At 34.4% G+C, this 14,175-nt stretch carries 14 protein-coding genes and 2 pseudogenes; 10 read left to right on the forward strand and 6 right to left on the reverse strand.

Annotated elements, in window-relative coordinates:
• Positions 1-330: 330 nt before the first annotated feature.
• Positions 331-984 carry an SLC5/6 family protein gene (locus FPG78_RS03865; protein WP_144086702.1) on the forward strand — a complete coding sequence of 218 codons (654 nt, stop codon included), beginning with the start codon at positions 331-333 and terminating at the stop codon, positions 982-984.
• Entirely contained in the window at positions 959-1,633 is a 675-nt protein-coding gene (locus FPG78_RS03870; protein WP_186292449.1) for a sodium:solute symporter family transporter, read from the forward strand. The genes FPG78_RS03865 and FPG78_RS03870 overlap by 26 nt, the downstream gene beginning before the upstream one ends.
• A gap of 727 nt (positions 1,634-2,360) precedes the next feature.
• Here FPG78_RS03870 and FPG78_RS03875 read toward each other — a convergent pair.
• Genes FPG78_RS03875 through traM form a run of 3 tightly spaced genes read right to left on the reverse strand, consistent with a single transcriptional unit; the run spans position 2,361 to position 4,420 of the window.
• On the reverse strand, positions 2,361-3,926 hold the full coding sequence (locus FPG78_RS03875; protein ID WP_144086704.1) for an AAA family ATPase: 1,566 nt from the start codon (positions 3,924-3,926) through the stop codon (positions 2,361-2,363).
• Between the two features lie 5 nt (positions 3,927-3,931).
• Positions 3,932-4,099, reverse strand: a complete 168-nt coding sequence (locus tag FPG78_RS07160) for a hypothetical protein (protein ID WP_186292450.1) — start codon at positions 4,097-4,099, stop codon at positions 3,932-3,934.
• A gap of 42 nt (positions 4,100-4,141) precedes the next feature.
• Positions 4,142-4,420 (reverse strand): conjugative transposon protein TraM, encoded by a 279-nt coding sequence (gene traM / locus FPG78_RS03880; protein WP_144086705.1) that lies wholly within the window; start codon positions 4,418-4,420, stop codon positions 4,142-4,144.
• Between the two features lie 287 nt (positions 4,421-4,707).
• On the opposite strand from traM, the gene FPG78_RS08565 reads away from it, so the two are divergent.
• The gene (locus FPG78_RS08565; RefSeq protein WP_255431780.1) at positions 4,708-4,809 is read left to right on the forward strand and encodes a PDDEXK nuclease domain-containing protein; all 102 of its coding nucleotides are present in this window, start codon (positions 4,708-4,710) and stop codon (positions 4,807-4,809) included.
• An 8-nt stretch (positions 4,810-4,817) separates the two neighbouring features.
• Here the strand turns inward: FPG78_RS08565 and FPG78_RS08095 are convergent.
• Positions 4,818-5,045, reverse strand: a pseudogene (locus tag FPG78_RS08095) (AAA family ATPase); the annotation flags it as partial.
• A gap of 185 nt (positions 5,046-5,230) precedes the next feature.
• Here FPG78_RS08095 and FPG78_RS03895 point away from each other — a divergent pair.
• The 6 genes from FPG78_RS03895 (at position 5,231) to FPG78_RS03915 (ending at position 10,752) form a co-directional block, all read left to right on the forward strand.
• On the forward strand, positions 5,231-6,556 hold the full coding sequence (locus tag FPG78_RS03895) for a sodium:solute symporter family protein (protein WP_144086707.1): 1,326 nt from the start codon (positions 5,231-5,233) through the stop codon (positions 6,554-6,556).
• 13 nt (positions 6,557-6,569) lie between these two features.
• Positions 6,570-6,719 (forward strand): hypothetical protein, encoded by a 150-nt coding sequence (locus FPG78_RS07165; protein ID WP_186292451.1) that lies wholly within the window; start codon positions 6,570-6,572, stop codon positions 6,717-6,719.
• A gap of 174 nt (positions 6,720-6,893) precedes the next feature.
• Complete coding sequence (locus tag FPG78_RS08100; RefSeq protein WP_255431737.1) at positions 6,894-8,546, forward strand: VapE domain-containing protein; 1,653 nt, start codon at positions 6,894-6,896, stop codon at positions 8,544-8,546.
• The gene (locus tag FPG78_RS08105; protein WP_255431738.1) at positions 8,518-9,030 is read left to right on the forward strand and encodes a VapE domain-containing protein; all 513 of its coding nucleotides are present in this window, start codon (positions 8,518-8,520) and stop codon (positions 9,028-9,030) included. Before FPG78_RS08100 ends, FPG78_RS08105 begins: the two co-directional genes overlap by 29 nt.
• Positions 9,031-9,303: 273 nt before the next feature.
• On the forward strand, positions 9,304-9,987 hold the full coding sequence (locus tag FPG78_RS03910; protein ID WP_144086708.1) for a hypothetical protein: 684 nt from the start codon (positions 9,304-9,306) through the stop codon (positions 9,985-9,987).
• Positions 9,988-10,107: 120 nt separating this feature from the next.
• Entirely contained in the window at positions 10,108-10,752 is a 645-nt protein-coding gene (locus FPG78_RS03915; RefSeq protein ID WP_186292453.1) for an SMI1/KNR4 family protein, read from the forward strand.
• Positions 10,753-11,078: 326 nt separating this feature from the next.
• Here the strand turns inward: FPG78_RS03915 and FPG78_RS08460 are convergent.
• A pseudogene (locus tag FPG78_RS08460) lies at positions 11,079-11,189 on the reverse strand (IS66 family transposase); the annotation flags it as partial.
• A 1,227-nt stretch (positions 11,190-12,416) separates the two neighbouring features.
• Here FPG78_RS08460 and FPG78_RS03930 point away from each other — a divergent pair.
• Positions 12,417-13,391 (forward strand): IS110 family RNA-guided transposase, encoded by a 975-nt coding sequence (locus tag FPG78_RS03930; RefSeq protein WP_144086711.1) that lies wholly within the window; start codon positions 12,417-12,419, stop codon positions 13,389-13,391.
• Between the two features lie 122 nt (positions 13,392-13,513).
• On the opposite strand, the gene FPG78_RS03935 is transcribed toward FPG78_RS03930, so the two are convergent.
• Positions 13,514-14,047 (reverse strand): tyrosine-type recombinase/integrase, encoded by a 534-nt coding sequence (locus tag FPG78_RS03935; RefSeq protein ID WP_223261998.1) that lies wholly within the window; start codon positions 14,045-14,047, stop codon positions 13,514-13,516.
• Positions 14,048-14,175 lie beyond the last annotated feature (128 nt).

Below are 14,175 nucleotides of genomic sequence, written 5' to 3' on the forward strand. Positions count from 1 at the left end.
TGTTAATGTGAGCTTGGGGGTAATTTGTTTTTAATTTGATAATCATAAAAATTACAACTATACATCCAACGAATCGGGAGATGAAAACTGGTGTAATACTACTGTGCCATTTATCAACATTACAAGTCCGTTGCAATAGAAAATTATACAGGTTTTTTTCTTGTAAATCTATTCTTAATTCAGACATTTTTATAATTTTATAATAAGGAATAATCTTTATTTATGTACTTTTTAGGACTTATACGAAACTATTAGATAAAATTTTTCATATAGTCAAGATACTGTTTTGTTAGATTTTCAGTTTCGAATAAACATTATTGAGCATTGATCATGATATTATATAACACACCACTGCTAATGGTATTGGTCTTTTTGGGATTGAACCTAGTCTTAGGCCTTTATTGTACCAATAAAACAACCACATTTCGCCAATACGCTGTTGGTAATAAGCGGTTTAAAACTGCTACCTTGGTGCTTACAGTATTGGCTACAACTTTTGGAGGAGGAACGTTGATGTGTACTATGCCTAGTTATTATAATTTTGGTATAGAATACATAATTCCACTAATAGGTACTTGCGCCAATATTTGGATGATCAGTCTACTGGGACTGCGTATGGGTCCATTTATGAAGCACCTTTCTATTGCAGAAACGATAGGTAACGTATATGGTAAGTATCCTAGGGTTATTGCCGCTTTATTGGGTATCTGTTTTTCTATTGGTGTTCTTGCTATGCAGATCAATGTAATGTCCTATGCTATAGGCGTGTGCATAGATTCTGTTGACCCTCGTATCGTAACATTACTAGCCACCTTAATCTTTATAGTTTATGATATGCTTGGCGGTGTTCGTGCCATTACTATTACTGATATATTCCAGTTTATCATATCTATAGTTATTATTGCCTTGCTTACAAGCCTACAAAGTTTTCTTTCGTGTAATGCTTTGCAGCTTTGTTATGTTAGGTTCTATTGTAACAATTAGCCTACTTGTTTTTGTGTGTAATCCAACGCTACAAAGAGTAGAAATTTGGCCATATATATTAACCCATATCCCATATGTTTATAAAGGATGTTTGGTAATTTGTATCCTAGGGATGGCCATATCGACAGCTGATTCAATCTTACACACTGCTACCATTATGGCTTGCCATGATCTAGTGAAACCTATCCGAGATGTGGAAGCAGTACTTGATGTGAAACAGCTTCGCTTAGTTAGGTTAACTACATTAGTTATTGGCCTATTGGCTATGACCCTGACGGTTTACTATCCTGGTATATTTCAATTAAATATTTTTGTTTTTGGCTATGCGTTGCCATTTTTTATAGTAACAGTAGTTCCTCCTTTTATATTAGCCGTTTTTGGCTTCCGCGGTAGTTCTCTTACAGCTTTGATTGGGATGACTACAGGTATACTAGTTGCCTTAGTTTTTGAAAAGTGTGTTGAGCATAAAGTAGCAAATTTTTATGAATCTTTTGGCGTGATGGCCAATGGAATAGCTATGATGGTTGCACACTATCTACTACCACAACCACCCGGTAAGGGGTGGGTTGAAAAAGATCACAAACTAAGAAGAATAGAACAGCTGATACGAGTATTTAAAATACATAAAAAAAAGATAGACCTAGAGTAGGTTTATCCTAGTACATCGGGTCAGCTTGTATATTGGATTGTTCTTTGTATATCTTAAAAACTGCTACTTGGACCATCGGGTCACGCATGGCCATAAAGTTGCGGTTTTTCTTTGATCCATGATTTCTTTATCGACTACTGGTTAAGATTCGACATACTGAAAGCAGATAGCTTGAATTGTCTTATTAAACGAGCGTTATTTCTTTTGGGACAAGTTGGCTAACGCACAGGATGAACCATCTTTTAGTGAACTTAACATTAATAAAAATTTTGGTATATACCCCAGAAAAAAGGACTTAAGTATAAGTCCAAACCCTGACATAGTGGTGTCTTATAAGGCAAAAGATAGTAGGTTATCACAAGATGAATAAGAATGGGTCCAAAAGCTACGCGAATATGGATATGATATCAAAGCAGATGGTACTTATAATGATTCAGTCCGAAGAGGTATTTTAGCATTTAAAATACACCATTCTGGTGATGATATACTTCGTACTGATGCTTCACATAAGGATTGGGAAAAAAATATATCATGGAAAGGAAGGAGCTCTTTTATATCAGTTTGATGCGAACGATGGTAAATATCTAGATGATCTATTAGATCAGTTTTCTAAATAGTTTCTTCAATAGGCTTTTATAAATCCATAGGCTTTATTGTTTTATATGCTCTTCATGGATTTCATATGCCCAATTATCTATCATTCTGGTTTCCTCATTGAAGTTTATGCCTAGTAGTATAATGGATTTTTGCCTAAGTAAATAAGGTTTATAATAGCCGTGTTTGCTTTGATTTGTGCTAAGGCTATTTTTCCGCTGGATTTGTACTTTATTTCTATGATATATATGGCCGTTTTTAATTCTAAAACAATATCTGACCTGCCTTGACTAGATGGAGATGCGCTATGCATATGCATCGTATGACCTCCTAGAAATCCTAAACCTTGGAGCAACATATGTAAATTGCTGTGGTACTGTTTTTCTTGTTTGGTATCGATGTAGTATGGAAGTGTGGCAAAAGCTGTATTGATATGATCTATAAAGGTTTCAATGTTTTGATCCGCTAATGCACCTAGGATTCTATCACGTTCTTGTATAAAATAATCTTGTATACCCTTTTTTAAACTGGACTGTATACTTTTTTGAAAGGAATCTGCTATTTCCTTATTAGGGAATCTTAAAGTATATAGACTACTAGACTCATCATAATCATAAATGGTTAAATAGCCCGTTTGGAACATCAACGATTTTAAACTAATCTCATTTCTATTACCTGTATACATGAGGTCATCTCTAGTAGCTTGCATCTCAAGATTATCCATATTAAGGTTAAATCTATCAGGATCTGTTAGCATCTGGTTAATAAGTATAGTAGGACTGCCTGACTCGTACCAGTAGTTTTCTAGTTCTCCAGTATTTAAAAACTTTAATGTAGACCAAGGATTATAGACACTTATGCCATCTCTATGGAATCTATATCCATTGTAATGCGTTGTCATACGGCTCATTACTTCTGATGGAGTGACCTTGTTATTTTCTTTTGTACTCCATTTTTTAGCAATATCTTCTAAGTTTTTTGAGAATATGGTTACGATTTCTTGCTGGGTATAACCAAACATGGCATTGGCAGATTCATTGATCGTAATATCATCTAAATGATTGGCCCCTGAAAATACATCCGATAAACTAAATTTGCTTACGCCAGTGATAAAGGTGAGTTGAAAGTATTCATTGAGTGATTTCAAAGTCATAAAGAAATCTTTCATGACTTTAATATTAGCCTTTTCTAGGTCAGACCCTTTGGTTAGATGAACTATAGGTGCATCGTATTCGTCTATTAATAATACTATTTTCGATTCATAATCATTTCCTAATTTAGTCATATCTTCAACCAAGTTAGAGAGCTTTGTTTTAAGAACCTGTCCAGTAAGCTTCAACTGGTATATTGAAGCAATCCGTATAAGTAAATCTTCTAAAGATAGTTGTAATAATTCTGCTGATTCATTGGTCAATCTAGAGTGATCCAGTTTAATGACGGGATATTTCTTCCATCCATATCCATTTTCTGGCCTGCCTATATAGCAATCTTTAAAAATCTCTTTTTCTCCACTAGCTATAGTAGCCAGTGTATTGATAAACAGTGATTTCCCAAATCTGCGAGGCCGGGCTATGAAAATAGGATTTCTCTTCTCTATTAACTCTTGCGCATATTTGGTTTTATCTACGTAGTAGCCTGTTTCAATAACTGATGTAACATCTGAATACCCAATAGGCAGTGCATCTATCTTACGCATCATTTTATCTATTTTGATTTCTTTTTCTTTCTCTTTCTCTTACTTTTCCAAGCCAGCCGATCTTGTTCTGCTGCGATAGAAACCCGGCTGGCTTTAGTTAAAGTAGAAGCCTTCTCTCGTAATTTTACGGCTTTTTCTTTAAGTTTTGTTGAGGCAATGATATTTTTTTGCAGCAAATTATAAGCTGCTAGCCGTTCATTGACTTTAAGACCCGCTGCTCATCTGTTTTGTAATGGTTTTCCTGCACAGACATATACCTCTCTACCTTTATGCAGTTTAAAGAACTTGGTTTTGGTTATATCTTTCATAAACTGGGTAGCCATTTTACTTATTTCACTGGCTAAGCCTGAATCAGCTTGATCAGTGATCATATCCAATACTTTATGACTATTGTTTTCAATAATCGGATTGACCCCTTCACAGAAGAGACCAGGTAAGCAATCGGTATCGTAACAAGCTAGAGAGACCGGGAAAGTCCGATCTAGATACTGGGCCACAAGGACAAGGCCACATTTTGTAACATTAGAAAAAATAGACTCAATGGCTTAAGACGGTATGAGCTGCTCAATTGAAAATTTTCTTGCTTTTTTAAACATGATACTATTTCTAAAAAAGGTGACTGATATCTTAAATAACTATTTGACTTATAGGTCTAATAATGAGAAAATTGAAAATGAGTACCTATCATCTATAGATGATCTAATGGTTATGGTATCTAAGTTACCAAGGATTTGCCTTCTTAGGTCGTCAGTATCATCTTCAAGTTGAAGAACAAGATTTTTATATAGACCTGTTATTTTATCATATTAAGCTTCGTTCCTTTATAGTTATAGAGTTAAAATCTGGAGATTTCAAGCCTGAATATGTAGGAAAATTAATATTATGATAATCCTTAAAAATTGCTTTCTTTCCGCTACATATAGTAGCCAGTGTATCTATAAACAAAGACTTCCCGAATCTACGAGGCCGGGCTATGAAAATAGGATTTCTCTTCTCTATTAACTCTTGCGTATATTTGGTTTTATCCACGTAGTAACCTGTTTCAATAACTGATTCAACATTTGAATAACCAATAGGCAGTGCATCTACCTGACGAAATCTTAACCCTAACGCTCTGTCGATTCATGCCCGATGGTCCAATTTGTAACCTTTATGGTTATTATTGCCCTCCTTGTCAAGTTTGTATTTATACAAACCGGCAAGTCATTTTTAGAAATCATATTGTTTCTAAAAGAAGAAAAAAATTTCAACATTTTTATTAAATTCGCACCTACGAATAGCGTTATTAAGTTTTTATCTACCTATCTATGATGCTGTATAACATCCCCTTGCTCATGGTATTGGTTTTTTTGTTATTGACCCTATTGGTAGGTTTTTGTGCTAGTCAAAAAGCAACTTCCTTCCGGGAATATGTTGTGGGTAATAAACGATTTTCTACGGTTACTTTGATGGCCACGTTATTGGCCACCTGTTTTGGAGGAGGGGCGCTAATAACTAATGTAATACGTGTGCATCATAATGGTCTCTGGTGGATCATCCATATGCTTTTTAGTACCATCAATTTTTGGTTGATTAGTAGATTATCCTTACATATGGGGCCCTTCATGCAGGACCTTTCTATTGCAGACACAATAGGTAAGATATATGGCAAATATCCAAGACTTATTACTGCGCTATTTTGTATGGCATTTTATATTATTGTTGCCAACATGCAAATCCATGCAATGTCACTAGCCATCAAGATGTGCATAGATTCGATTGACCCACGTATGATTACTATACTTGCAACTTTAATTCTTATTATTTATGCTACTTTTGGAGGCATTCGCTCCGTCACCACTACCGATGTATTACAATTTATAACTTTGACCATTATTATTTTTCTGCTTGCAAAGCTTCTATTTGCAAAAACAGATAAACCTATTTTAGAAATAGTATCATGTTTAAAAAAACAAGAAAATTTTCAATTGAGCAGCTCATACCGTCTTAAGCCATTGAGTCTATTTTTTCTAATGTTACAAAATGTGGCCTTGTCCTTTGATCTCTTATCGATCCCAAAAGTATATATGTCTTCTAGCCCCATTCAAGCCAAAAAAGTTTTTTTATATGGTAATTTTTTTGGTATGCTTATATTCTTTGCTATAGTACTGATTGGTCTATTTGTTTTTATAATAAATCCAACCCTACCAGAAATGGAAGTTTGGGAGTACATAATGGCTAACATTTCACCCACTTTTAAAGGGTGTATTGCCATTGTCTTATTAGCAATGACCATGTCTACAGCTGATTCGAGTTTACATGCTTGTAGTATCGTAGTGAGTCACGATATGATGGAAATTATACAGGGCACAAAAGGTAGCCCTTCTCATGCTTATCAAATCCGACTGGCCAAACTAACTGTAATAGCTACAGGCTTATTAGCTATGCTATTAAGCCTTTACTACAAAAATCCATTAGAATTGATTATTTGGGGCATGGCATTGTCTACACCTATCATATCTGCTCCTTTTATCTTGGCTATTTTTGGTTTTAGAGGCACTTCTCGTACTGCCTTGATAGGTATGGCCATCAGTGTATTAGCGACTTTGTCTTGGAATAAATGGATTAAGCCATTAACAAGGAATAGAAGGTGATTTTTATTGCATTATGGCTAACGGCTTAGCCATGATGGCTGCACATTATCTACTACCCCAACCAGCTGGTAAAGGGTGGGTTGGGATAAATGATCAATATAAAAGAATGCAACAGCTAATAAGGGCATTTAAAAAATATAAAAAAACTATAGACCTAGAGTAGTGCCCTATTACCTAATTATGGCAAGGATATAAATTATATGATAACAAAAGAACAAATCCTGGAAAAGGTAGGGGGAGAGGAATATCTCATCCGCCACTTGGTTCCTACATTTAATTCAAATGTAAGAAAAAAAATTACAAATCTATATTTTCCGAGAAAGATGATAGACCAAGTATGTCTATTTATAAGGAAAAAAGGACAGGTACGTTAAAATTTAAATCTTTTAATACGGGTCACCAGGGCGATGCCTTCAGAATGTGGGCTGATTATTATGGATTAGACTGTAGGACGCAGTTTAAGGAACTTTTAGAACTCATTGACCAAGAGATGTGTCTGGGTTTGAATACTGAAAAGAAATCAAGAGTTATTCTAAAACCTATTTTTCCTAATTCACCCACTGTTAAAGACCCTGAAGCATCTTTTCCTTCTCAAACACTTCGTATTGAATACATATCTTGTTTAGAATCTCCTATTTCTAAGTTATATTTAAAATACTGGCTACAGTATGGTATTGACCAATCTGTTTTAGAAAAGTTTGATGTTAAACAAGTAAGTTTTTTATCTTATACCGCTAACTCAGGTCGTTATTTGTCTTTTAAATATTTTGATAAGCATCAGGTTGTAGCTGCCTATCATGTATCAGGTAGAGTTAAAGTATATATTCCAGAGATATCACCTTCATTTTCTAATGATCATTCTTTTAAAGGTCAGAAAAAATCATTTTCGTATAAGAATCAAAATAAAGATGATGTTTTTGGGTTGGTTCAATTACCTGAAGGAAATTTAGACTATATACTTCTTACAGCAGGGGAAAAAGATTGCATGAGTGCTTATGCACATGGGTTTAGAAATGTTATTTCTTTGCAGTCGGAGCACCAGATGCCTAGTGAGGATCTGTTGAGAGTTTTACGTGGTAAGACTTCCGTACTATTATGTTGTTATGATAATGATGAGGCAGGGAAGAATGCTTCTAAGAAGTTACGAGATTCTTTTGGTATTGTATCCGTTCAATTGCCAGGAGATGTAAAGGATATAGCGGAATACTTTCAAAGGTATACTACTAATGATTTTCAGATACTTCTAGATTGTGGTGTACAACAGGTACAATCTGTTACTATAAATTCTATTAATAACAATTATGCTGGAAAATCATGTAATACTAAACGTGGTAAAGTAAAAACCTATTTGAGTAATAAATTTAATTTTCGGTTGAATGTAGTTACCCAAGAGCGTGAGATGAGTACTAAACGTAATCCTGGTTTATGGGAAAAAGTTAACATAAATGAACTAAGGGATAATTTAGATAGGCATGGTTTTGAGTGCTCTTTGGATTTGATTAACTGCATATTAAAATATTTTTTTGTAGAACGTTTTAATCCTATAGAAGCTTATTTTTTAGCTTTTGAAAGAAATGAATTTGATGGTAGTAAGGATTATATTCGTCAACTGGCGAGTTACGTTCATTTAAAGGATTCTGCTTCTATTAATATTCACTATTGGTATACGCATCTTAAGCAGTGGATGATTAGGGCTGTTCGTACTGTTTTTGAACCTGGGAGTATAAATAAACATGCCTTGATTTTATGTTCTGTAAAAGAAAATATAGGTAAGAGTTATTTTTGTGAGTTTTTGTGCCCTCCTTCTCTTATAAGGTATTATAATGGGAACCCTGTTATTAGTAATGAGAAGGATGCGCAGAAGTCCCTAATTAGAAACTTTATTATAAACTTAGATGAACTTCATCAGCTTCGTTCTAATGCCCATGTGATCAAGACTTGGTTGTCCCAACGTTATGTTAATGTCCGGTTTACCTTACCAAGAAGATGAAATAACCGCCTCTCGTATAGCTTCTTTTTTAGGCAGTACCAATGATGTTGAATTTTTACGATCAGATTTAGGTCATAGTAGATGGATTAGTTTTGAAGTAGAGTTTATTGAATATATAGATGATGAAGTAAAATATATTTTAGAGAAATCTTGGGAGCAAGCCTATCATTTGTATAAATTAGATGCTGGTAGTGGGGAATTGAGTAAGGAAGAGTTATTAGAACTGACACAAAGATCTGATCAATTTACTACTAAATCTACCGAAACTGAGTTGATTACTCAGTATCTTGCTCCATCTACTAAAGAGGTAGGAGAATTCATGACTACAACTGATATTCTTAGGTACTTGCAAGAAATCGTAGGAAGTAATATTAGACTGAATACTAAGTTAATAGGAAGTGCGTTAAGGGAGATTGGGTTTGAAAGGGTAAAATATTATATGTTAGATAGACGTGGCTATTTTGTCCAAAAGGTAAATGTCTAATTTTTAGAAATTGGTATATGGTTGTAATTATTTGCAGATTTTGTGAATTTTTTGTAAAATTATTGGATTGAATATATATAAGATGCTATTAATATTCTGAATGGAATTTAATTTATGGTAATTATGATTAAGGTATATAGGAACAGAAGATATTCATTTATTGCATTAACTGGATTATTATTATGGTTTTTTAGTTTTTCTTTACAGTCTTGCTCTATTAGAGGAAGAGAGTTGAATATAAATACTATTCCAATTAATCGTTTGCAAAGAAACTTGTCTAGTCATGTAAATGGATGTATTCCCAGAGAGACAAGGGCTAAGTTTCAAAGGTTGGAAGATGAAGGTTTTCTCGGTCAGACTGCTCCAGATTGTCGTGATATTCTAACTAATGATGATGTTAGAAAACATTTTATGTTTTTATTCTATCATTGTCTTACATATAAGGAACCTGGACTAATGTTTCGTACTCGAAACGAACGGGATGAATTTGTAAATAGTTTTAGAAGACTTCCAGGTAGTGCAGCCTTATTTTGGAAGCCTATACGGGTAGATAGGCCTAACAGTCTTAGGGGACGACCGTGGACGGTAGAATTTAGGATAAGAGATCTTTTAGTGGATTTTCGTGATGTTGAGTTGCCTGACCTAAATGAGTCAAGAAATCTGGATGATTCAGGTAATCTGAACATAAATAAGTTAACAAATCTGAATGTTGAGGTATTATATCAATTACATAATGTACGACGTAGGCGTGCTCCTCAATACCTCGGTGATACTGTGCAAATAGATTATTTATTTAGAGATAATAGTATTACGGTTGAACTACCAGATTATCTTCATTCCCAAAAAACTATGTTGATAGACAATATAATTCGTGTGCCCACACCAGAACAGACAGAAGGATTAATAAGGCAACCTGGTACGTACTGGCATGGTAGATATGGGAGAGGTTATGCATAATTTTAGAAATCAAATACAAACCCTATAATAATTCATATTATGTTAAGTAGAAAAAATATATACACTATATTATTTATATGTGTCACACATTTGGGATGTATGTCAAACTATTCTAACGAAATGTACAAACAAAAAGGAGATGATTCAAGTTTTAAGTTCAGTTCTAAAACGGAAGGTATACATACATTTGGTGGTGAAGGCAGTAATGTTGAGGTTATGAATGAATCTGAAGAAGAAAAATGTTCTGAAGATGATCTTTCTTGTAAAGTAAATAGTTTTTTGGACAAAAATGAACTTGAGTTAGGTTTTGCTATAACTGATGATATACTTGATTCAGTACTTATAAACTTATCTATGAATAAGGATAGTTTGAATTCATATGAGTTAAAAGAGTATAGGGAATTTTTAAATAAATACGGATCTATACGTGATACGGCATTCGATATATATCAATGTGAAATTCAAGAGGATGAAGAGTTGGATGATAAAATTCGAAAAAGTAATATAGAAGAAAAAGTTAAAAAAATAACATCAACTCAAATTTCATTTCATCGTTCTATTAAGAAACGAGGAAGAAATGAAAAAAATTATTGGTTAATAGCTAAAGATCGAGATACTCAATATTGTATAAATTTAGAAAAAAATTCTAATTTAGGACATGTATCTTATGTAGATAGTTCTGGTAACTTTGTAAATTTTGCTAAATATTTTTCAGAGTTTTTAGATAAAATTTTTAAAAAGTATGAAAAAAGTATTCAAAAATAAGTGTTTCTGTTCAGATTACACGATATTATTCCTTAAACCATAAGCTTCAACTTTAGGGTTTCTGTTTAGAAATTTGGCAAAAAACTTTTTTATAGTTTTTTATTAAAAATTAGATATTTGTATAAATTTTTTCGTGACAACATGCAGAAAAATTAATTTTCTGCACGTTTTATCCACAGTGGTAAACAAAAATAATTCGTATCCGTTGGCGACTATGGTTTTTAGGTGATTATATTTTTGAGCTTTTGTAAACAATTTAGTTTTTGTTTCTTCCAATTTAGGTATAAAAAGATAACGCATTCTAGGAATCTATTTCCTCTTTCGGATTACGTAAAGTAGTAATTTTTACGGTATACGACGTAGTGCCTGATTTGTCTTTCAGAAAGGTTATTGGTCAAAGGAATATTTATAGAATCCTGAAAAATTTCCATAACATAGGCTCTGCTCTCATTATATTTCTAGCTACTCAACTATCCTGGGCAGCACATGGTATCATAGAAATCGCTTTTAAGCCATACCAGATCCCCTTCCGAAATTTTATAATGCGTCTTAGAAGAGTATATAAGGGTATGGGTATTAGGCAAAATCGTGCGTGTAGGGTCGAGCAATGGCGCGGTAGTTTTACCCCCGTTTCCATCGCCCGCCTCGTCAAACGCAGCATACAGATTTTCCGTACTACGCTTTCCTGAAAACTTCTTATCATTGCCTATGTCCTATCTAATAGTTTTGCTTTCAGAATAAGTCTTACTCCACCTTGAACTATAAAAACCTTGCTTTAAGACACGACTTGTCAGCTTTAGCTTTGATATATACCCTCCTTCTCAGGTCCTGTAATATTATGGGCGTATTTATCATCATACCCTTACCTCCCTTTTTGTCGGAGCAATGTTATCAGTAGGGTGCCTTCGCTCCACATCCATTACGCTGTTTCCTCACTACTATACACCCGTCCGCCATCCTCTCATCTTTCAGCTCATTTCCTGGTGTTGCCAGTTATAGAGCCTACCCTGCTCCAGGAGTTTTCTTCCTGGGATGAGGAGGACTTCTCCAGTCACTCAGTATCTCCTTATGATCATGCTGCCACTAACACCCCGCTCAGGTATTAAGTCGTTTCAGTTAGTTTTCAACTTAATATATTGCCTTCACTATACATTCATTAGTTCGGCCCTGAGAGTTATTAGCTTTCGAGGCTACCCGTGTGTTCGCTTGCGCTGCGGCCTGATCATTCGCACTTATGCTTTAGATAAGTCTGTCAATAGGTTTCAGTATTTTGATTTCTCATGATACTGCTATCCAAGCTATAGACTTCTAACTTTTGGTCTAGTAGGACTTTCACCTACCGGAAAATACTAGTCTCTCTGGACACACAAATACACGCTAAGCGCTTACCACTTAGTGGCATATTCCTCCATAACATGCGCATCTGTAAAATTAAGATAGATTGCAGTAGTCATTAACCTATCATGTCGTACGTTTGTATTAACAAGATAATCTTATTAAAGAGCTGGAATAAAGCCGCTATCATGTTGGTAGTAGATACCGTTTTGGACGTTCCGCTCCCAGCTCTTTTCATCTTAAAAACTGAATAGTTCGTTGGCCATTCAAGCCCGTGTATGCGACGATAGTTCACAAGATGAATAAATTTAATACAAACATCTAATACTATGAAATATATAGGCATCGATATATCAAAAAGTAGTTTTGTGTCAGCTTTTCGTAAAGGTGAAGGCTATACTACGACTACATATACCAATGATCCAGATGGTATTGCCGTATTTTTGGCTCAACTTGATCAATCATTGCATCACTGTATTTTAGAGGCAACTGGCAACTATGGTGCTTTATTAGTAGAGATGCTGCTAGAATCTGAGATAGCTGTTTCAGTTATTAACCCTAAGCAAATCAAACATTTTGCTCGTGTGATGCAGCATACAACAAAAACAGATAAGATAGATGCCAAACTTATTGCGCTGTATGGCTCAAAGATGGAACCTAAGCCCTACACAATTCCTTCAGAAAGTATACAGGCTTTAAAGCAACAAAAAACACTCCTTTCTCAGCTCAAGAAACAACTTACGATGTCTTATAATTTGCTAGAGTCTTTTAGTGTATTGCCTAAAACAGATGATATATCCTTAACCATGCTTAAGTCAACTATAGCCTATCAGGAAGATCAAATAGCTGTATTAGAGCAAAAAATGCTTTCTATTACGGAGGAGGCTTATCAGGATCTCTATAAACGGATTAGCTCTATTAAAGGGATTGGTGATAGAACTGCTATCGAACTTATCGTTTCTATTGGTGGAGGTAGCCATTTTCAGAGTGCTAAACAGTTTTCTAAGTACGTGGGACTGGCACCTGTTTATGAGCATTCAGGCTCATCAATAAGAAAAAAAGGCCATATTAATCGTCATGGGAACCCGGGGTTACGTTCTTTACTCTATATGGCTTCTTGGTCAGCTATACGCTTTAATAAGGCCTGTAAAGCATTTTATGAAAGGTTAAAGGAAAGGGGAAAACCTAGCAAATTGGCCCTTATTGCTGTAGCTAATAAACTTATTAGACAGGTGTTTGCTATCATGAGAGATAATACTTTTTATGTAGATGGCCATCTATCTAAACTCAAGGTAAATCATTAGTATTGGGTGGATAGGCAATGTGATATTGCATAACTGAATAAATTATAAATTTATTATTTGATTATCAATATAAATTGTAATTATAATAGCTATAATGTGGACTTATGGATAACTTGATAAAGTTATCCATAAGTCCACATCCCAATTAAAATAGACCTTAAAGACCAAAAATTTTTGTCATAAAAAATTTGCTTATTAACATAGTTCGTCCAAGTATTTTTTGTATTGATGCTAAAGATATTCCTTTTTGTAGTGCTAAAGTTACGAATGTATGACGTAAGACATGAGGGGGTAATTTCTTGTGTTATTTTTGCTCTGTTAGCAATCTGTTTAATAATTTTTTGCACTTGCCTTACCCCAACAGGCCAGGCATTATTAATGGCGAAATAATGTTCAAGTAATGTTTGAACACGCTTAGACATGGGCACCACACGTTTTTTAGATTTTGTTCCATACGGCCCACCTTTTCCAGAAACACGAATCGCTTTTTGTTGCCATAGGATTTGCTGCGGAGTAAGCCCACATAGTTCGGATACTCTTAACCCTGTATCTAACAAAGTCCAAACGATTAATTTTTCTTGCACAGTTTCACAAGCCTGAGAGAGCCGATCCGTTTCTTCAAATCGTAAAGGTTCCATTACATATTGATACGCCATTTTATAATCTTTGCTTTAAGTTCGTAAAGGGTTAAATTTTACGAATTTAATTCGTTATTTTTTACTTTTACTAGCAGTAATTTATTAATTAATAAAACGTGAAATATACCAGATATTGAGTTATAAAT

This window comes from Cardinium endosymbiont of Dermatophagoides farinae (assembly GCF_007559345.1).
GTDB lineage: Bacteria > Bacteroidota > Bacteroidia > Cytophagales > Amoebophilaceae > Cardinium.